The sequence below is a fragment of the Streptomyces sp. NPDC046379 genome, assembly GCF_055587785.1.
The window spans coordinates 327941-346084 of sequence record NZ_JBVJFP010000006.1 but is presented as its reverse complement, the minus strand read 5'-3'; the positions used below and the strand labels follow the sequence as shown (position 1 = coordinate 346084).

General features: G+C 74.5%; 14 protein-coding genes. 7 read left to right on the top strand and 7 right to left on the bottom strand.

The genetic code is table 11. The features are described 5' to 3' along the window. Positions 1-96: 96 nt before the first annotated feature. The 3 genes from ACZ6KF_RS14180 to ACZ6KF_RS14170 form a co-directional block, all read right to left on the bottom strand. Positions 97-738 carry a TetR/AcrR family transcriptional regulator gene (locus ACZ6KF_RS14180; RefSeq protein WP_356637061.1) on the bottom strand — a complete coding sequence of 214 codons (642 nt, stop codon included), beginning with the start codon at positions 736-738 and terminating at the stop codon, positions 97-99. A gap of 74 nt (positions 739-812) precedes the next feature. Beyond that, the gene (locus ACZ6KF_RS14175; RefSeq protein WP_469174199.1) at positions 813-2897 is read right to left on the bottom strand and encodes a YhgE/Pip family protein; all 2085 of its coding nucleotides are present in this window, start codon (positions 2895-2897) and stop codon (positions 813-815) included. Beyond that, the gene (locus ACZ6KF_RS14170) at positions 2869-3801 is read right to left on the bottom strand and encodes an ATP-binding cassette domain-containing protein (protein WP_469238521.1); all 933 of its coding nucleotides are present in this window, start codon (positions 3799-3801) and stop codon (positions 2869-2871) included. Before ACZ6KF_RS14170 ends, ACZ6KF_RS14175 begins: the two co-directional genes overlap by 29 nt. Before the next feature lie 147 nt (positions 3802-3948). On the opposite strand from ACZ6KF_RS14170, the gene ACZ6KF_RS14165 reads away from it, so the two are divergent. The 3 genes from ACZ6KF_RS14165 to ACZ6KF_RS14155 all read left to right on the top strand — a co-directional run bounded on the left by ACZ6KF_RS14165 (position 3949) and on the right by ACZ6KF_RS14155 (position 6593). Beyond that, on the top strand, positions 3949-4521 hold the full coding sequence (locus ACZ6KF_RS14165) for an SAV_6107 family HEPN domain-containing protein (RefSeq protein ID WP_356637055.1): 573 nt from the start codon (positions 3949-3951) through the stop codon (positions 4519-4521). Between the two features lie 567 nt (positions 4522-5088). Continuing rightward, positions 5089-5916: a methyltransferase gene (locus ACZ6KF_RS14160; RefSeq protein WP_356637053.1), complete on the top strand. Its 828-nt coding sequence runs from the start codon at positions 5089-5091 to the stop codon at positions 5914-5916. 278 nt (positions 5917-6194) lie between these two features. Next, positions 6195-6593 carry a DUF3040 domain-containing protein gene (locus ACZ6KF_RS14155; RefSeq protein ID WP_356637051.1) on the top strand — a complete coding sequence of 133 codons (399 nt, stop codon included), beginning with the start codon at positions 6195-6197 and terminating at the stop codon, positions 6591-6593. 79 nt (positions 6594-6672) lie between these two features. Here the strand turns inward: ACZ6KF_RS14155 and ACZ6KF_RS14150 are convergent, their stop codons facing one another. From ACZ6KF_RS14150 to ACZ6KF_RS14135, 4 genes are all read right to left on the bottom strand, one after another. Further along, on the bottom strand, positions 6673-9165 hold the full coding sequence (locus ACZ6KF_RS14150) for a transglutaminase TgpA family protein (RefSeq protein WP_469174195.1): 2493 nt from the start codon (positions 9163-9165) through the stop codon (positions 6673-6675). Continuing rightward, positions 9162-10541 (bottom strand): DUF58 domain-containing protein, encoded by a 1380-nt coding sequence (locus ACZ6KF_RS14145; protein ID WP_469174193.1) that lies wholly within the window; start codon positions 10539-10541, stop codon positions 9162-9164. Before ACZ6KF_RS14145 ends, ACZ6KF_RS14150 begins: the two co-directional genes overlap by 4 nt. Further along, the gene (locus ACZ6KF_RS14140; RefSeq protein WP_356634266.1) at positions 10541-11572 is read right to left on the bottom strand and encodes an AAA family ATPase; all 1032 of its coding nucleotides are present in this window, start codon (positions 11570-11572) and stop codon (positions 10541-10543) included. Before ACZ6KF_RS14140 ends, ACZ6KF_RS14145 begins: the two co-directional genes overlap by 1 nt. Before the next feature lie 252 nt (positions 11573-11824). Beyond that, complete coding sequence (locus tag ACZ6KF_RS14135) at positions 11825-12373, bottom strand: beta-class carbonic anhydrase (protein WP_356634268.1); 549 nt, start codon at positions 12371-12373, stop codon at positions 11825-11827. A gap of 424 nt (positions 12374-12797) precedes the next feature. Here ACZ6KF_RS14135 and rsmH point away from each other — a divergent pair, with 424 nt between their 5' ends. From rsmH to ACZ6KF_RS14115, 4 genes are all read left to right on the top strand, one after another. Then, the gene (rsmH, locus tag ACZ6KF_RS14130; RefSeq protein ID WP_356634270.1) at positions 12798-13766 is read left to right on the top strand and encodes a 16S rRNA (cytosine(1402)-N(4))-methyltransferase RsmH; all 969 of its coding nucleotides are present in this window, start codon (positions 12798-12800) and stop codon (positions 13764-13766) included. Between the two features lie 6 nt (positions 13767-13772). Further along, on the top strand, positions 13773-14222 hold the full coding sequence (gene ftsL / locus ACZ6KF_RS14125) for a cell division protein FtsL (protein ID WP_356634272.1): 450 nt from the start codon (positions 13773-13775) through the stop codon (positions 14220-14222). A gap of 271 nt (positions 14223-14493) precedes the next feature. Continuing rightward, the gene (locus tag ACZ6KF_RS14120) at positions 14494-16434 is read left to right on the top strand and encodes a peptidoglycan D,D-transpeptidase FtsI family protein (protein WP_469238520.1); all 1941 of its coding nucleotides are present in this window, start codon (positions 14494-14496) and stop codon (positions 16432-16434) included. A gap of 186 nt (positions 16435-16620) precedes the next feature. Continuing rightward, the gene (locus tag ACZ6KF_RS14115; protein ID WP_356634276.1) at positions 16621-18141 is read left to right on the top strand and encodes a UDP-N-acetylmuramoyl-L-alanyl-D-glutamate--2,6-diaminopimelate ligase; all 1521 of its coding nucleotides are present in this window, start codon (positions 16621-16623) and stop codon (positions 18139-18141) included. The last annotated feature ends 3 nt before the right edge of the window (positions 18142-18144 follow it).

Sequence of the window (18144 nt, the reverse complement as noted above, 5' to 3'; positions counted from 1 at the left end):
GTCGCCGGTCGACGGCGGGCGACGGCCGGCGGTCACGAGGTGCCGGTTGTCGGCCGGCGGTCGTCGGCAGCCGGGGCGTGCCCGGTCGCGGCCCGGCTACCGGTTGCCGGGGGTGCGCCCGCTGACCCGCCCCTGGAGCAGTCGGGAGAGCGCCGCGTGGACGTCGTCCAGGGAGCGCTCCGGCTGGAAGGCCAGCCAGTCCAGGGCGGCCACCAGCACCATGCCGACCAGCGCGGCGGCGGTCAGCTGGACGTCGATCTCCTCGCTGAACTCGCCACTGGCCACACCCTCGCGCAGCACGTCCTCGATGAGGGCGACGACCTGCCCGCGCACCACCATCAGCGTGGACTGCCAGGCGCGGTTGGTGCGCCACAGCTCGGCCACGTAGAGCTGGGTGAAGGCCGGGTAGCGGGCGATGAAGCCGAGGCCCGCGCGGATCATCGCATCCAGCGCGTCGACCTTGCTGCCGCCCGCGCGCGCGGACTCCTCGGCCGCTGCCCGCAGCGAGGCGGTGAGCAGGCCCACGCCGTGCCGCAGCAACTCCTCGAAGAGGACGGACTTGCTGGCGAAGTTGTAGTACACCGTCCCCTTGGCGACGCCGGCCCGCTCGGCGATCTCGTCCACGGTGGTGGCGGAGAACCCCTGCTCCGCGATGAGCGTGACGGCGGCCTCGTAGAGCTTCTGCCGGGTGGCCTCGCGGCGGCTGCCGCCCGCCGACGTGGTGCTGCTGCTTTCCATGGCCCCGATTGTCACAGCAACGGCCGCGCCGCCGGGCACCGGAGCGGGGGCGGGCGGCGGCCCGGCGGGCGCGGTCACAGCGTCAGCTCCGGGTGCAGCCGGTCCAGCGTCCACACCTGCCTGCGGTGGGCCGACAGGGCGGTCAGGGCGAGGGCGCCGGCGGTGAAGGCGGCCAGCACGAGGCTTCCCGTCCACACCGGTTCGAGTCCGCCGCCGGTGACGAGCCTGCGCAGGGCCTCCACGACGTACGTCATCGGCAGGAAGGGGTGCAGGGCGTTGAAGAAGCCGGGGCTGGTCTGCACCGGGTAGGTGCCGCCCGCGGACGTCAGCTGAAGCATCAGCAGGGCGAGGACCAGGATCCGCCCGGCCGCGCCGAAGCGGGCGTTCAGCCACTGCACGATCGCCGCGAAGCACGCCGTCACCAGGAGCAGGAAGCCCACCGTCCCGGCCGCCCGCGCCATCTCCAGGCCGACCGCCCAGTGCAGCACCGCCATCAGGGCGGCCGTCTGCGCCGTCCCGATCGCCAGTACCGGCAGCCAGCCGGCCAGCGCGATCCGCCACGCCGACGCGCCCGCGGCCAGCGCCCGCCGGTTGAGCGGCGGGATCACCATGTACGCCACCATCGCGCCCACCCACAGGGACAGCGGGATGAAGTACGGGGCGAATCCGGTGCCGTAGTTGGGCGCCCGGTGCAGCGACTCGGAGGCGAGCCGCACGGGGTCGGCCATGACCCCGGTGCGCGCGTCGCGCTCCCGCTCGTCGTAGTCGGGGATCCTCCGCGCGCCGTCGTGCAGCCCGCCGGCCAGCCGTACCGAGCCGTCGACCAGCTTGTACATGCCGCCGCTGAGGTCGTCCGCGCCGGTCTTCAGCTCCCCGACGCCCTCGTCGAGGTCCACTGCGCCGGTTTTCGCGGTGCCGAGCCCGGAGTGCAGTGTCTTCGCCCCGGCCGCGACCTTTCCGGCGCCCTCGTTTAGCCGGTCGATCCGGGAGACGGCGTCGGCGAGGTCCTCGGACAGGCGCGGGGCGCGCTCGGCGAGGGCCCGGGACTGCTTCTCCAGAGCGGCGAGACGGCCGTCCAGCTTCTCGAGGTCGTCCCGGCGCTCGGTGACCAGTTCGCCGAGGTCCTCCGCGGCCGTAGCGGCAGCGGCGGCGGCGTCCCTGGCCGACTTCAGGTCGGGGCAGGCCGGGTCGGGCAGTACCGGGGTCTCGCAGCGGGTCTCGTGGACGGCGGCGAGCCGGTCGGAGGCCGCGCGGGCGTCCTTCGCCGCGCCCGGCGCCCGCTCCTCGAGACCGTCGAGGCCCTCGCGGAGCGCCCCGGCGGAGTCCGCGACGAACCGGGCCGTGTCCCCGATCGCCTGCTCGTTGTCCTCCAGGAACGGCCCCACCTTGTCGGCCACCGCGTGGACCTTGTCCGCGAGCGCCTGCGTCCCCTCGGCGACCCGCCGGGAACCGTCCTCCAGGTCGCCCGCACCGCCGTCCAGCCGTGTCAGCCCTTCGGAGAGGTCCCCGCTGCCCTCCTTGGCGTCCTCGAGGCCGGCGGCGAGGTCCCTAGACCCCTCCTCGGCCGTGCCGATGCCGTTCTTCAGCCGGTCGGCGCCGCTCGCGGCCCGCACGGTCTCGCCGTGGATGTCGGAGAACGAGATGAAGATCCGGTCCAGGAAGGACCGCGACGCCTTCGTGGACGCCGCCGCGCGCACCTCGCCGAACACCGTCCGCGAGATCTGCCCGACGACGTAGTTGTTCGCGTCGTTGGTGCGCACGTGCAGGGCGCCCGCCTCGGGGGAGTCGCCCGAACCGGAGGCGATGCGCTCGCTGAAGTCGGCCGGCAGGGTCAGCGACAGGTAGTACCGGCCGTCCTCGACGCCCGCGCGGGCCTCGGCGGCGCTCACCTCCCGCCAGTCGAAGACCCCGCTGTCGCGCAGGCCCGCGACGATGTCGTCGCCCGCGCGGACGCGCCGTCCGTCCGCGGTGGCCCCCTCGTCCTCGTTGACCAGCGCCACGGGCAGCCGGTCCAGGCGGCCGTACGGGTCCCAGAAGGACCACAGGTACAGGGCGCCGTACAGCAGCGGGAGCAGCAGCAGCGCCACAAGGGCGGCGCGGGGCAGCCTGCCGCGGCCGAACCGCCGCAGCTCAAGCGCGGCCAGTCTCGGCGAGCGCATCGGCCGTCTCCTTCGCTTCGTCGTGATCGGCTTCGGAGCGGGGACCGGCCTCGCCGCGGGGGTCTGCTGCGCCGTGGGGGTCTGCCGCGTCGTGGGGATCGACTTCGTCGTCGGCTGCGTCATCGCCGCGTCCGGGGGAGACGTCGTCGGCCTTCGCATCGTCGTCGCGGCCGAGAGGGACGTCGTCGTCATCGGCTTCCTCGCCATCGAGGCAGAGGCGGACCACGACCGCGTCCGGAGGCGCCTGACTGCACACCGCCACCACCGTCGTCCCGGCGTCGGCGAGCGACCGCAGCAGCTCCCACACCTCCGCCCGCTCCGCCTCCGACAGCTTCAGGTCGGTGTCGTCCACGCCGAGCACCTCCGGACGCCCCATGAGCGCCAGGGCGACGGACAGCCGCAGCGCCTCCAGCCGACCGAGATCCCGTACGGCCGTCCGGGAGCCCTTGGGCAGGGCCTCCCGGTCCAGCCCGGCGGCCCTCAGCGCCGAGTCGATCCGCAGGGCGCCCTCGGCCGACCGCTCGCGGCGCGGGCGCAGCAGTGCGCGCAGGGAGTCGCCGAACCGGCGCTGCAGCAGTGCCCGTTCCCGCAGGTGCTCCCCGACGGTCAGGGCCGGGTCGAGGTCGGTGACGCCGGGCACGTGGGCGAGCGCGGTGACCCGGCGCACGGCGCCCAGCCGCTTGGGCAGCCGGGCCTCGCCGACGGCCGCCGTCCCCGCGGTGGCCCTCATCCGGCCGGTGAGCGCCAGCAGCAGACAGGTGCGTCCCGAACCCGACGGCCCCTCGACCGCGATCAGCGAGCCGGCCGCGGCGTCGAAGGAGACGTCCCGGAAGGCCCAGCCGCGAGGGCCCTTCAACCCGAAGTCCCGGGCGGTGACGGCGAGTCCCACGGTTCCCCCCTGCATCCCCGCATTGCACTGACTGGTCAGTTCAAAAGCTAGCCCGAACTGCCGATCGAGGCAAAACCGCAGGTCAGAACGGATTGTCAGTGCCATACCTCACGATGGGCACATACGGCCACAGTGCCGTCACACGACGACAGGAGGATCGTCATGGCCAACCCGTCCGCAGCCGCCGCCCGCCGGCGCCGCGCCACCGGCCCTGCCCCCTCACTGACCGGCCCGGCGAGCGACGTGCACCCCGTGCTCCGCCGGGCCACGGCCCCGCCCGCCGCCCTCGACCTGCTCACCCAGGCCCGCGCCGGGCTCGACGACGCCGCCGCCCTGGAAACCCCCAACGAGCGGTACGCCACGGCCCACCTCGCCGCCCTGCGCACCGCCGCCGCCGTGCTCGCCGCCCGCGGCCGTCCGGAGACCACGCCGCGCCGCCGGGCCCGGATCAGGAGCGCCTGGGAAGTGCTCCCCGAGATCGCCCCCGAACTGACCGAGTGGAGCGCCCTGTTCGCCTCCGGCGCCCGCCGCCGCGCCCTGGCCGAGGCGGGCGTCCAGGGCGCGGCCAACCGCCGCGACGCCGACGACCTGATACGCGACGTGGCGATGTTCATCCGCCTCGTGGAGCGCATGCTGGTGCTCCAGCCGGTCCTGCCACCGCCCCGCCCCGACGCGGACGCGGCGGTGAAGGACCCCGGCCGGGGGAGGGGGCGCGACATGCCCGACGCGGGCTGAGGCGGCCTGACGCGGGCCGCGGGGCTGCGATCGCCGGTCGTGCGATGGGTCGGCGGCCCGTCATGGGTGGCCAGGCCGCCGACTGTGGGTTCGGTCGGGTGTGCCGCCGGCCGCGGGACCGGGACCGGCGCCGACCGCCGCGGGCAAGGGCGGCCGGGCGGGGGCGCTCGGAGCGCGGGTCGTGGGGCTGCCGTTCACCGGTCGCGCCGCGGCGGCCGCCCATCCGTCGCGGGCGGCAGGGCCACCGCTTGCGGGATCGGCGGTGCCTGCCGCCGGTCGCGGTGCCGGCAGCGGGCACCGATCACCGCGCCGCCAACCGCGCCGCCAACCGCGCCGCCAACCGCGCCGCCAACCGCGCCGCCAACCGCGCCGACCGGTGCGGCGGCGGCGCGGCGGCCGCAGTGGCCGGCCGCGGGACGGGCCGGGCGGCCCGGAGTGGCCGGGCAGGGGGCCGGAGGCAATAGGGTGGAAGGCGCCTGAAGCCTTCCCCCGGACCGCCGCCGGCCAGGGAAGGCAGCCCGTTCGCTCCGCCCCGCGTGGCGGTGCCGCGCCGAGGAGTCAACTGCCGTGTCGGACCCGATGCGCCCGCCCGTATCCCAGCACAGCCCTCACCCGGCGTCGCTGCGCTCCGACCCCTCCCGCCCTCGCGCCTCGCTCCGTACGGCCGTGGTCTGGGACGTCCTGCGGGACGCCCTGGACCGCCGGGTCAAGGCCACCGGCCGGGAGACCCTGGACGTCCTCGACACCGGCGGCGGCAGCGGCAACTTCGCGGTGCCCGTCGCCCGTCTCGGCCACCGGGTCACGGTCGTGGACCCCAGTCCCAACGCCCTGTTCGCGCTGGAGCGCCGCGCCGCCGAGGCCGGCGTCGCCGACCGGGTGCGGGGCGTGCAGGGCGACGCCCACGGCCTGTTCGACGTGGTCGACCGCGGCGGCCACGACGCGGTGCTCTGCCACGGCGTGCTCGAGTACGTGGACGACCCCGCCGAGGGCCTGCGCAACGCGGTGGCCGCGCTGCGCCCCGAGGGCGTGCTCAGCCTGCTCGCCGCGGGCCTGGGCGGCGCCGTCCTCGCCCGCGCCCTCGCCGGCCACTTCACCGAGGCGAAGCGCGCCCTGGACGACCCGGACGGACGCTGGGGCGCGGGCGACCCGATGCCCCGCCGCTTCACCGCCGAACAGCTCATCGGGCTGGTCGAGGGCGCGGGCCTGAGCGTCGGCGCGGTGCACGGCGTCCGGGTCTTCGCCGATCTCGTCCCGGGCGTGCTGGTGGACACCGAGCCCGGGGCCGTGGACGCCCTGCTCCAGCTGGAGGCGGCGGCGGCCGAACTGCCCGCGTTCCACGCGGTGGCCACGCAGCTTCATGTGCTCGGTGAGACGCGGGGGACCGACGCGACCTGAGCGCCCGCTGTGACGCGCCGCTGATCAGCGCATTGGTTGCGGATGGAGTACGCCACAGGCCCCCCGATCGGGCGTATCCCGCCGTATGATCGAGGGAGACCGCCCGGCATGACGGGACGGCCGCCGGGGAATGGAAACCTCAAGGCGAGCCGGACCGCCCATGGCGGATTCCGGTTGGTCAATTGGCGCAGAGGGGCGGGTTTCACGGGGGCGATTCCCTGCCTATCCTGAAGAGACCCCCCGGGTCGCCCCGGCGACTGCACGATGAGGAGGACTCCGTGCCGCTCTCAGAGCACGAGCAGCGCATGCTCGAGCAGATGGAGCGAGCGCTGTACGCCGAAGATCCCAAGTTCGCGACAGCGCTTGAGGGAAGCGGGCTGCGCACGTACACCCGGCGACGGGTCTACCAGGCGGTCGCGGGCTTCCTCGTAGGTATCGCGCTCCTCATGGCCGGAATGGTCTTCAACGAGGTCTGGTGGCTCAGCGTCGTCGGCTTCCTCGTCATGCTGGGATGCGCGGTGCTCGCCGTGACCGGCTGGCGCAAGGCCCCGAAGCCCGGCGAGCAGGCGGCACCGGGCGCGGGCGCGCCCCCGGGCCGCCAGGGTCGGCAGCGGCGCTCGATGATGGACCGGATCGAGGAGCGCTGGCAGCGCCGGCGCGACGAGCAGGGTCACTGACACTTCCACAACGTGAGGGGTTGCCGCCCGGTGGGCGGCAACCCCTCACGCATGCTCCCGGCGCGGCGGAGCGGCCCGCTCAGCCGCCGCCGCGCTGACCGGACGGACGCAGCGCCGCCGACCTGGCGGCCAGGCCGTTCCTGACCGCCGCCCACCGGTCGCCGAGGTCCCACAGCGCACGAACGGCCGAACGGGGCGCGACCACCGCGCGCACCCGCGTCCGCCAGCCGGCCCTGGCCCGCAGCGCGCCGCGCAGCCCCCGCACCTCGTCGGCGAGCCCGGCCTCGGCCCGCGGCCGCGGCGCGAACAGCACCTGCTCCACGGCGCCCGCCACCCGGTGCACGCCCTGAGCCGTCGGACCGTCCAGCTCGGCCAGACGCGTGATCCGCTCCGCCGCCTTGCGCGGGGTCAGCGCGTCGTCCGGCACGATGCCGTAGTCCCAGGCCGTGTCGGTGAGTTCCCGCCACACCGCCAGGACATGGCCCGCCGCCGCCCGGGCTGCCTGCTCCTCCGAGGGCTGGACGGCGAGCGCCGTCACCTCGACCCCGTCGACGCTCCCCGAACCGCCGCGCTCCCCCCGGGCGAGCGCACCCGGCGCCGACGCCGTGTGCAGCGCGGAGCCCAGCCGCACGGACCGCCGCCTGAGCCGCCACAGCATCGGCAGCAGCAACAGCACGACCACCGTGACCCCCAGCAGCACCCAGGCCGCCGTGCGGTACCAGGGCGGACCACTGTCCTCGGGGGTCTCCGGGGTGAGCGGCAGCACCGCGCCACAGGTGGCCGCCCGCTGGTCCCCGGCCGCGCAGCTCGCGCTCGCCGACGCCTCGGCGGACGGAACCGGCTGCGCGGAGCGGGACGCCTCGGGAAGCTCGGGGGTGCCGGTGCCCGGCAGGTCCGGCATGGTGTACTCGGGCGTCGTGCCGCGGCTGGGGGTCGGCTCGAAGCGGGTCCAGCCCACCCCCTCGAAGTACAGCTCCGGCCAGGCGTGCGCGTCGCGCAGCCCCACCGCCACCGTGTCGTCGGCCTGCGGGGTGCCGGGCGCGAAACCCACCGCGACCCGGGCCGGTATGCCGAGCGTGCGGGCCATCGACGCCATCGTGAAGGCGAAGTGGACACAGAAGCCCCGCTTGTCCTGCAGGAAGGTGACGATCGCCTTCGTCCCGCTGTCGCCGTCCACCTCGGTGTCGTACTGGTACCCGCCGGTGATCGCGAAGTGCTCCTGGAGCGCGACGGCCTGCTCGTAGGGGTTGTCGGCCTCCGCCGTGATCTCCCGTGCCCTGCGCTCCACCACGCCCGGCAGATCGTCCGGCACTTCGGTGAACTCCCGCACCAGGGCCTCGGGCGGCTGAGCGGCCGAGGCCAGCTGATCCGCCGTCGGGCGCAGGTCGAGGCTGGTCACCTCGTAGGTCGCCCCGCGGGTGTTCTGGCCCCGGTCGCCGACGAGGGTCATGCCGACCGGCTCGTACCTCCAGCGGCCGTTCACCTTCACGTCGCGCGGCGGATACGGCATCGGCAGCCAGTCCTGGTCGTACGTGTCGGCGGCCGCGATCGTCGTGCGCACCTCGGTGCGCACGACCTCGGGGCCGAGCCCGGGTGGCGTCGGCAGATCCTCCGGCACGTCGACGACGTTGCGGTGGGACGGCCTCCAGTCCTTGCCGTCGAAGTCGTCCACGGAGACGATCCGCAGATACATGCCGGACCGGTCCTCGCTGTCGGTGCGCAGGGTCAGGACCTGGCGGTCCTCCTCCACCTTGAGGCTGTTGCTCAGACTCACCACCGGGTTGACCGAGGAGATGATGCCGCCGCCCCCGACGCCGGTGCCCGCACCGGTGCCCGCGGCCTCCAGCAGCCCGCCGCTCATCGTGGGCAGGCCGAGCGGCACCACCAGGGCGATGCCCAGCGCCACCACGCCGATCCGCCGCCCGGTGCGCACCGGCGCCACCGGGTCGCCGGGCTCCCGGCCCGGACCGCGCGACGCGCCGCCGAAGACCCGGCCCCACTGGGACAGCCGGTCCCGGCTCTCAGCCAGCAGCATCATCAGATAACCGGCCGCCGCGATCAGGAACCACAGCCAGCCGCCGGCGCCGTCGGCCAGCCCCGCCGCCACCGAGTACAGCGCGAGCAGCGGCAGCCCGGCCGGGGCCGCGCTGCGGAAGGTGACCGCGATGACGTCCACCAGCAGCCCGATCACCAGCACACCGCCGACGACCATCAGCTCGATGCCGTCCGACAGCGGCGCCGGAATGGCATACCGGCTCACGTCGTCGGCGCCCTGCCGGAGCAGGTCGCCGAAGTGCGCGAAGGCCTCGGGACCGGGCAGCACCCCGGCGACCGCGTGACGCCGCGCGAAGACCACGGTCAGCAGCAGCAGCGTGACCAGCGCCTGCACCGTCACCGTCAGCGCACGGGCCAGCGGCACCCGCCGGGCCGCCGCGCCCACACCGGTCTGAACCAGCAGCAGAACCGCCGCCTGGAGGAACCAGCCGGGTGTGTCGACCAGCGGCAGCAGGGCGCACGCGGCCATCAGCGTGGCCGCCATCGCGCACAGCGCCATCCGTGCCCGCGCGCTCATGACCTTCCCTCCCCGTCGGCGTCGTGCGCCGTCACGATGCCCGACCGCTCCCGGTCCGCCTGCCGCCACAGATCGTGCAGCGAGGCGCCCCGCGGCACCGGCACCACCGTCCAGCCCCCGCCGCGCAGCATCCGCAGCGACTCCTCGTTGCCGGCGGGCGGCGCGGCCGCCTCGCCCGGCTGCCGCGTCCAGGCCTCACTGTCCAGCACGAAGGCGACCGCGCCGCCGCCGCGCCGGCTCATCTTGGCCGCCATCGCGGCCTGCTCCTCGTCGAGGTCGCCGAAGAACGCCACCAGCAGCCCCTCGCTGCCGCCGCGCAGCACGTCGTACGCCCGCGACAGACTGGTGCCCTCGGAATGCTCGATCACCGCGAGGGTGTCCATCAGCAGCCCGGCCGCGTCCGCCGACTCCTGGCTGACGCCCGCGTAACCGTCGGCGCCCTCGCCCGGCACGCAGCCGCCGGTGTCCGTCAGCAGCCGCACCGAGAAGCCCCGCTCCAGCAGGTGCACCAGCGCGGACGCGCTGGCCGAGACGGCCCACTCGAAGGCCGAGCCCGGACCCGCGCCCTGGAAGGCCACGCCCCGGGTGTCCAGCAGCACCGTGCAGCGGGCGCGCTGCGGCTGCTCCTCGCGGCGGACCATCAGCTCGCCGTAGCGCGCGGTCGAACGCCAGTGCACGCGGCGCAGGTCGTCGCCGTAGCGGTAGCCGCGCGGGATGACGTCGTCCTCCCCGGCCAGGGCGAGCGAGCGCTGCCGTCCGTCGCCGTGCCCGGCGGAGGACTCGCCGGTCAGCCTGACCGGCGGCAGCGCCTCCACGCGCGGTATCACCGTCAGCGTGTCGAACGTCGAGAAGGCCCGGGTCAGCTCGCACATCCCGAACGGGTCGGTCAGCCGCAGCTGGAGCGGCCCCAGCGGATAGCGGCCGCGCAGGTCGGACCGGACCCGGTAGGACACCTCCCGCCGGCCGCCCGGCTCCACCCGGTCCAGCACGAAACGGGGACGCGGACCCAGCACGTAGGGCACCCGGTCCTGAAGCATCAGCAGGCCCGTGGGCAGCCGCGAGACGTTGTCCATCCGCAGGTGCACCCGGGCCTCGGAGCCGGCGGGCACCCGCGCGGGGGAGAGTCGGCGGCTGCCGGCGACCCGGTAGCGCGTGCGGTACAGCACCGTGGCGCACAGCAGCGGCAGCACCGCAAGCAGCAGCCCCACCCGCAGCAGATCGCTCTGCCCGAGCACGTAGGCGCTCACGGCGGAGGCGACCCCCGCGGCCAGGAAGGACCGGCCGCGGGTGGTCAGGCCGGCCAGCGCCGTGCGCGGGCCGCCGCGGTCGCCCCGGTCCTCGTCGGCGGGCGCCGCGGGCCCTGCCGCCGAGGTCATCACAGCCTCCGCGGCGGCTGCTGGCCGTAGGTCCCGGCGCCCAGGCCGCCGAAGGCGCCCTGCTGGGGCGCCGCGGGCACCGGGGTGCGCTGCAGGATCTCCTGCACGACCTGCTCCGAGGTACGGCGGTTGAGCTGGGCCTGCGCGGTCGGCAGCAGACGGTGGGCCAGGACGGCGACGGCGAGGGCCTGCACGTCGTCCGGCAGCGCGTACTCCCGGCCGCTCAGGGCGGCGGACGCCTTCGCCGCGCGCAGCAGATGCAGCGTCGCGCGCGGGGAGGCGCCCAGTCTCAGGTCCGGGTGGGTGCGGGTGGCGGCGACCAGGTCCACCGCGTAGCGCCGGACGGTCTCGGCGACGTGCACGCCGCGCACCGCCTCCACCAGCTTCACGATGTCGTGCGCGTGCGCCACCGGCTGGAGGTCGTCCAGCGGGCTGACGCCGCCGTGCACGTCCAGCATCTGCAACTCGGCCTCGGGGCTCGGGTAGCCGATGGAGACACGGGCCATGAAGCGGTCGCGCTGCGCCTCGGGCAGCGGATAGGTGCCCTCCATCTCGACCGGGTTCTGCGTGGCCACCACCATGAACGGGCTCGGCAGCTCGTACGTCTGCCCGTCCATCGTGACCTGCCGCTCCTCCATGGACTCCAGCAGCGCCGACTGGGTCTTGGGGGAGGCGCGGTTGATCTCGTCCCCGATCACGATCTGCGCGAAGATCGCTCCCGGCTTGAACTCGAAGTCCCGGCGCTGCTGGTCCCAGATGGACACCCCCGTGATGTCCGAGGGGAGCAGGTCGGGGGTGAACTGGATACGGCGCACCGAACAGTCGATGGACCGGGCCAGCGCCTTGGCCAGCATGGTCTTGCCCACGCCGGGGACGTCCTCGATCAGAAGGTGTCCCTCGGCGAGCAGCACGGTCAGCGAAAGCCGTACGACCTCGGGCTTGCCCTCGATCACTTCCTCCACCGCACTGCGGACCCGCTCCACGGTGGCAGTCAGATCTGTGAGGCTCGCTCGATCGTCATAGGTCGTCACCCGGCCCTCCTCGGCCCGTTACTTTCTCCGGGCCGACGCTCTGCGATGCGGACCGGCCCACCCCGAACACGGACGGCAGGCGGGAAAAGTTCCGCGCGACGTCCACCACCCGCATTCTTGCCGCCGTTATCGATTCGTGTCACTCGCCCGTGGACAACTGGCCGCGACACATCGGCGCTCACGACGTTTTGTCTTGTTCCGGGCCCGGGAATCCTCCGGAAAGCGATCCCGGGCCCGTTCCGTCGTCGGGGTTCAGGCCGGGTCGACCTCGCGCAGCAGACCCGTCTTCACGTCGAAGACGAACCCCCGCACGTCGTCGGTGTGCAGAAGGAACGGCGAGGTGCGCACGCGCTGCATGGACTGCCGTACGTCCTGGTCGACGTCGCGGAAGGCCTCCACCGCCCAGGCGGGGCGCTGGCCGACCTCCATCTCCAGGTCGTGGCGGAACTCCTCGGTGAGGGTCTCCAGGCCGCAGCCGGTGTGGTGGATCAGCACGACGCTGCGGGTGCCGAGCGCGCGCTGGCTGATGGTGAGGGAGCGGATCACGTCGTCGGTGACGACGCCGCCCGCGTTGCGGATGGTGTGGCAGTCGCCGAGGTCCAGGCCCAGCGCGGCGTGCAGGTCGAGCCGGGCGTCCATGCAGGCCACGACCGCCACCTGGAGCACCGGACGGGCGTCCATGCCGGGGTCGGTGAAGGCGGCGGCGTACCTCTTGTTCGCCTCGACGAGGCGGTCCGTCACGGTGTCGGCGCCCGTTATGGCGCCCTCGGAGCCGGCGGGAACCGATGCAGAAGTCGTCATGTCGATGACGTTACTGGTCACGCCACCCGCGGGCCTGCTGTGAGAGCGGACAAAGAACGTCATCACACCTTGTGTGTGACGTAACCCACAAGCGTGACCGTCGCGGGGCCGAGCGGGTGATTCGCCGTCCCCGGGAGCGTGATCCACCGCCGTCGCCGCCACGCGCGGGCCGGTTGATTGACCGCGAGACAGGGTGGACTAAAGTGACGCGAAGCGGGAGGCGAGGCTCTCCCCGCTGGACTGACATCCCGAGGACCCCGGCCGCGACCGGAGTCCTCCCACGTGCGCGGCGCGTACGTGCGGCTCGGCCTCCACCCGCTCCCGGCCGGCCGACGCTCTCGGCGCCGGCAGGTCTCCCCTTCACGAGCGGGCGGGGATCCGGCGGTGCGTACGGCCCGCCGGACCTGAGAGGGCCCCGAAGGAAATGGTGCGCGAAGCGCATTCGAGCCGACACGTCCCGGTGATGCTCCGGCGCTGCCTCGACGTGCTGGCCCCCGCGCTCCAGGAGCCCGGCGCCGTGGTCGTGGACTGCACCCTGGGACTCGGCGGCCACAGCGAGGCGCTGCTCCAGCGGTTCCCCGGCGTCCGGCTGATCGGCCTCGACCGCGACCGCGAGGCCCTGCGGCTGTCCGGCGAACGGCTCGCCCCCTACGGCGAACGCGCCTCGCTCGTCCACGCGGTCTACGACGAACTGCCCGACGTGCTGGCCCGCCTGCGCGTGCCGCGTGTCCAGGGCGTCCTGTTCGACCTCGGCGTCTCCTCCATGCAGCTCGACGAGGCCGGCCGCGGCTTCGCCTACGCGCAGGACGCCCCGCTCGACATGCGCATGGACCAGACGACCGGGATCAGCGCCGCCGAGGTCCTCAACACCTACCCGGCGGGCGAGCTGGTGCGGATCCTGCGCGCGTACGGCGAGGAGAAGCAGGCCAAGCGGATCGTCGCCGCCGTGGTGCGCGAGCGGGAGAAGGAGCCGTTCACCAACAGCGCGCGGCTCGTGGAGCTGATCCGGGACGCGCTGCCGCAGGCCGCCAAGCGCACCGGCGGCAACCCCGCCAAGCGGACCTTCCAGGCGCTGCGGATCGAGGTGAACGGCGAGCTGAGCGTGCTGGAACGGGCCGTCCCGGCGGCCGTGAAGGCGCTGGCGGTGGGCGGGCGGATCGCCGTGCTGTCGTACCACTCGCTGGAGGACCGGCTGGTCAAGCAGGTGTTCGCGGCCGGCGCGGCGACCACCGCGCCGCCCGGGCTCCCGGTGGTGCCCGAGCGGTACCAGCCCCGGCTCAAGCTGCTCACCCGGGGTGCCGAACTTCCCAGCGAGGAAGAGATCGCCGAGAACCGCCGCGCGGCGCCCGCGCGACTGCGCGCGGCCGAGCGCGTCAGGGAGGACGTCGGGTGAGGGCCAGTGAGTAGGAAACCCGAACTGAGGGGGCGGGCCGCCCGGCTCGCCCGGCTGCTGCCGGCCGGCCGGGGCCAGGCCGCGCGCACCCCGTTCGTCCTGCTGGTGGTGCTGCTCCTCGGCGGCGGGCTGATCGGGCTGCTGGTGCTGAACTCCGCGCTCAGCGAGGGCTCGTTCCGCCTGGACGACATCCGCAAGGAGACCAAGAACCTCACCGACGAGGAACAGGCCCTCCAGCGCGACATCGACGCCTACTCCGCCCCCGACGCCCTCCAGCGCCGCGCCCAGGAACTGGGCATGGTCCCCGGCGGCGACCCCGCCTTCCTGTCCCCCGACGGCACCGTCAAGGGCGTCCCGTCCCCCGCGGCCCCCACCCCGGCCGCGGCCCGCCCGCCCGCGGTCCTCCCCCCGGAGGCCCTCCCCACCGCCCCGCCCACCCCGACCTCCGGCAGGTGACGGACGTGACCGACAGGACTTCGCCGCGCCGCCCGGCCCCCGGTGCCGCCGGGCCCCCGGCCTCGCCCGCCGGACTGTGCCCTGCCGCCGCGCGGGGCTGCGCCGCGGCCCCGGTTCCCACCGCCGCGCCCGGCCGGCCCGCGGCCCGTGGCCGCAGGGCGGCCGGCCCGCTGCCGGCCCGTGTCCGTACGGCGGCCCGCCCGCCCGCGGCCTTCCCCCCGGAGGCCCTCCCCACCGCCCCGCCCACCCCGACCTCCGGCAGGTGACGGACGTGACCGACAGGCAACCGCCGCGCCGCCGGGTGCCCGGGCCCGCGCGGCCCGCTCGGCCGGTGCGGCCCGCTGCCGGACGCCGGCCGGGGCGGGCGCCGGCGCGCAGGCCCGCGCCCGCGCTGAGGCTGGGCAGCCCCCGGCCGCGGCTGCGCATGGTCGGGCTCGGGCTGACGCTCGTGCTCTGCGTCTTCGTCGTACGGCTGCTCCAGGTGCAGGCCGTCGACGCCGGCGCCTACGCCGCGAAGGCCGAGCGGAACCGGTACGTGGTGCACACCCTCGCCGCCCAGCGCGGGGAGATCACCGACCGCAACGGCGTCGCCCTGGCGACCAGCGTCGACGCGTACGACATCACCGCCGACCCCACCCTGTTCACCCCCGAGCAGCTCAAGGTCGACGACGGCCCCGAGCAGGCGGCCGCGCTGCTCGCGCCGATCCTCGGGCTCGACCAGCAGGAGCTGACCGACAAGCTCCGCCCCGCGGACAAGAAGCTGCGCTACGTCCGGCTCGCCGTGCGCCAGACGCCGCAGGTCTGGAAGCAGATCCGCGACCTGAGATCCGCGCTCGCCGCCAAGGCCGAGAGCGACCGCAGCACCGTCAACGTCCTCGCCGGCGTCCTCGCCGAACCCAGCAGCAAGCGCGTGTACCCCAACGGCGAGCTGGCCGCCGGGATACTGGGCTGGGTCAACGCCGAGGGCAAGGGAGGCGGCGGCGTCGAGCAGCAGCTGGACGAGCGGCTGGCCGGCGAGGACGGGAAGATCCGCTACGCCCAGTCCGGCGGCCACCAGGTGCCGACCGTCGGCTCCACCGAGACGCCCGCGGTCCCCGGCTCCGACGTCGAGCTGACCATCGACCGCGACATCCAGTGGGCCGCGCAGAACGCCATCGGCGAGCAGGTCGAGAAGTCCCGCGCGGACCGCGGCTACGTCATCGTCCAGGACACCCGCACCGGCGAGATCCTCGCCATGGCCAACTCGCCGGGCTTCGACCCCAACGACCTGTCCACCGCCGACGCCGCCGCCATGGGCAACGCGGCCCTCCAGGACGCCTACGAGCCCGGCTCCACCGCCAAGGTCATGTCGATGGCCGCCGTACTGGAGGAGAACGCCGCCACCCCCCTGACACACGTCGTCGTGCCCAACCGCCTGCACCGGGGCGACCGGTTGTTCAAGGACGACATCGACCACCCGACCTGGTACCTCACGCTCAACGGCGTGCTCGCCAAGTCCAGCAACATCGGCACGATCCTCGCCGTCGGCCAGCTCGGCAAGACCCAGGAGCAGGCCAACGAGGTCCTCTACCGCTACCTGCGCGAGTTCGGCATCGGCGAGTACACCGGCCTCGGCTTCCCCGGCGAGACGAGGGGCATCCTCGCACCGCCGGACACCTGGTCGACCTCCCAGCAGTTCACGATCCCCTTCGGCCAGGGCGTCTCCATCAACGCGATGCAGGCGGCCTCCGTCTACTCGACCATCGCCAACGGCGGCGTCCGCGTCGAACCCACCCTGGTGCGCGGCACCAAGGAGGCCGACGGCCGCTTCATCCCGGCGCCCGAGCCGAAGAAGACCCGGGTGGTGAGCGCCAAGACGGCCAAGACCCTCGCCCGGATGCTGGAGTCGGTCGTCGACGACGAGGAGGGCACCGGCACCCGGGCGCGCATCCCCGGCTACCGCGTCGCGGGCAAGACGGGCACCGCCAACCGGGTGGACCCGGACACCGGCAAGTACCACGGCTACACCTCGTCGTTCGCCGGGTTCGCGCCCGCCGACAAGCCCCGCATCACCGTCTACTGCGCCATCCAGAACGCCACCAGGGGCGACTACTTCGGCGGCCAGATCTGCGGCCCCGTCTACAAGAAGGTGATGGCGTTCGCCCTGAAGACCCTGCAAGTCCCGCCGACGGGAGCGAAGCCCGCCAACATCCCGGTCACCTTCCGACCGTGACACGACAGTGCCGGACAACGCCGTCCGGCACCGAGCCACCAGGAACCACCCGTGACGACGACCACCCCCGATCCCCGGAACCCCGGCACCCCCGGCCCCTCGCTTCGCTCCGGAGCGGGTGCGCCCGGTACGCTCACCGCCGTGCCACACCCTGATCAGTCCCAAACCACCCAGAAGGGCCATCCCGTGACCCATCCGGGACCGCCCCGGCCGGCCCGGGTCTCCGCCACACCCCTCGCGGAACTCGCCGATCAACTGGGTGTCACCGCGCCCGAGACTCCCGCCGAGGTCATGGGCATCACCCACGACTCGCGCGCCGTCCGCCCCGGCGACCTGTACGCCGCGCTGCCCGGCGCCCGCGCGCACGGCGCCGACTTCGTCACCCAGGCCGCCGGCCTCGGCGCCGCCGCCGTGCTGACCGACCCGGCCGGCGCCGAACGCGCCGCGGCGACCGGCCTGCCCGTGCTCACCGTCGACGACCCGCGTGCGCGGATGGGCGAGCTGGCCGCCACCATCTACGGCCGGCCGGGCCGCGACCTGCTGCAGATCGGCATCACCGGCACCTCCGGCAAGACCACCACCGCCTACCTGGTGGAGGGCGGCCTGAAGACCGCCCGCTCCACCGGACTGATCGGCACCGTCGAGATGCGCATCGGCGAGGAGCGCATCAAGTCCGAGCGCACCACCCCCGAGGCCACCGACCTCCAGGCCCTGTTCGCCGTCATGCGCGAACGCGGCGTCGAGGCGGTCGCGATGGAGGTCTCCAGCCACGCCCTGGTCCTCGGCCGCGTCGACGGCTGCGTCTTCGACGTGGCGGTCTTCACCAACCTCAGCCCGGAGCACATGGAGTTCCACTCCGGCATGGAGGACTACTTCCAGGCCAAGGCGCAGTTGTTCACGCCGGAGCGCAGCAGGCTCGGCGTGGTCAACGCCGACGACGAGTACGGCCGCAGGCTCGCCCGCGAGGCCGGCGTCCCCGTCGTCACCTACTCCGCCGAGGGCCACCCCGACGCCGACTGGCGGGCCGAGGACGTCCGGGTGGGGCCGCTGGACTCGCAGTTCACGGTCGTCGGCCCCCGGGGCGAGCGGATCGCCGCCAAGTCCCCGCTGCCGGGCCCCTTCAACGTGGCCAACACCCTCGCCGCGATCGTCGCCCTCGCCGCCGCCGGACTCGACCCGCAGGCCGCCGCCGACGGCGTCGCCGCCGTGCCGGGCGTGCCGGGCCGGCTGGAGCGGGTGGACGCCGGGCAGCCGTACCTCGCGGTGGTCGACTACGCCCACAAGACGGACGCCGTCGAGTCGGTCCTCAAAGCACTGCGCAAGGTCACCGAGGGCAGGCTGCACGTCGTCCTCGGTTGCGGCGGCGACCGGGACACCACCAAGCGCGCCCCGATGGGCGCCGCCGTGGCGCGGCTCGCCGACACCGCCGTACTGACGTCGGACAACCCCCGCTCCGAGGACCCCCTCGCGATCCTCGCCACCATGCTCCAGGGCGCGGCGTCCGTGCCCGCGCACGAGCGCGGCGAGGTCCAGGTCTTCGAGGACCGGGCCGCCGCCGTCGCCGCCGCGGTCGCCCGGGCACGGCCCGGCGACACCGTGCTGGTGGCGGGCAAGGGCCACGAGCAGGGGCAGGACATCGCCGGGGTGGTGCGTCCCTTCGACGACCGCCAGGTGCTTCGCGAAGCCATCAAGAAGACCCAGGGATGAACT

What these genes read in the sequence shown, in the direction of transcription:
- ACZ6KF_RS14150 (WP_469174195.1), bottom strand. Translation starts at nt 9,165, where the DNA reads ATGAGCGCGCGGGCACGGATGGCGCTGTGCGCGATGGCGGCCACGCTG.
- ACZ6KF_RS14180 (WP_356637061.1), bottom strand. Translation starts at nt 738, where the DNA reads ATGGAAAGCAGCAGCACCACGTCGGCGGGCGGCAGCCGCCGCGAGGCC.
- ACZ6KF_RS14165 (WP_356637055.1), top strand. Translation starts at nt 3,949, where the DNA reads ATGGCCAACCCGTCCGCAGCCGCCGCCCGCCGGCGCCGCGCCACCGGC.
- ACZ6KF_RS14170 (WP_469238521.1), bottom strand. Translation starts at nt 3,801, where the DNA reads ATGCAGGGGGGAACCGTGGGACTCGCCGTCACCGCCCGGGACTTCGGG.
- ACZ6KF_RS14175 (WP_469174199.1), bottom strand. Translation starts at nt 2,897, where the DNA reads ATGCGCTCGCCGAGACTGGCCGCGCTTGAGCTGCGGCGGTTCGGCCGC.
- ACZ6KF_RS14145 (WP_469174193.1), bottom strand. Translation starts at nt 10,541, where the DNA reads ATGACCTCGGCGGCAGGGCCCGCGGCGCCCGCCGACGAGGACCGGGGC.
- ACZ6KF_RS14135 (WP_356634268.1), bottom strand. Translation starts at nt 12,373, where the DNA reads ATGACGACTTCTGCATCGGTTCCCGCCGGCTCCGAGGGCGCCATAACG.
- rsmH (WP_356634270.1), top strand. Translation starts at nt 12,798, where the DNA reads ATGGTGCGCGAAGCGCATTCGAGCCGACACGTCCCGGTGATGCTCCGG.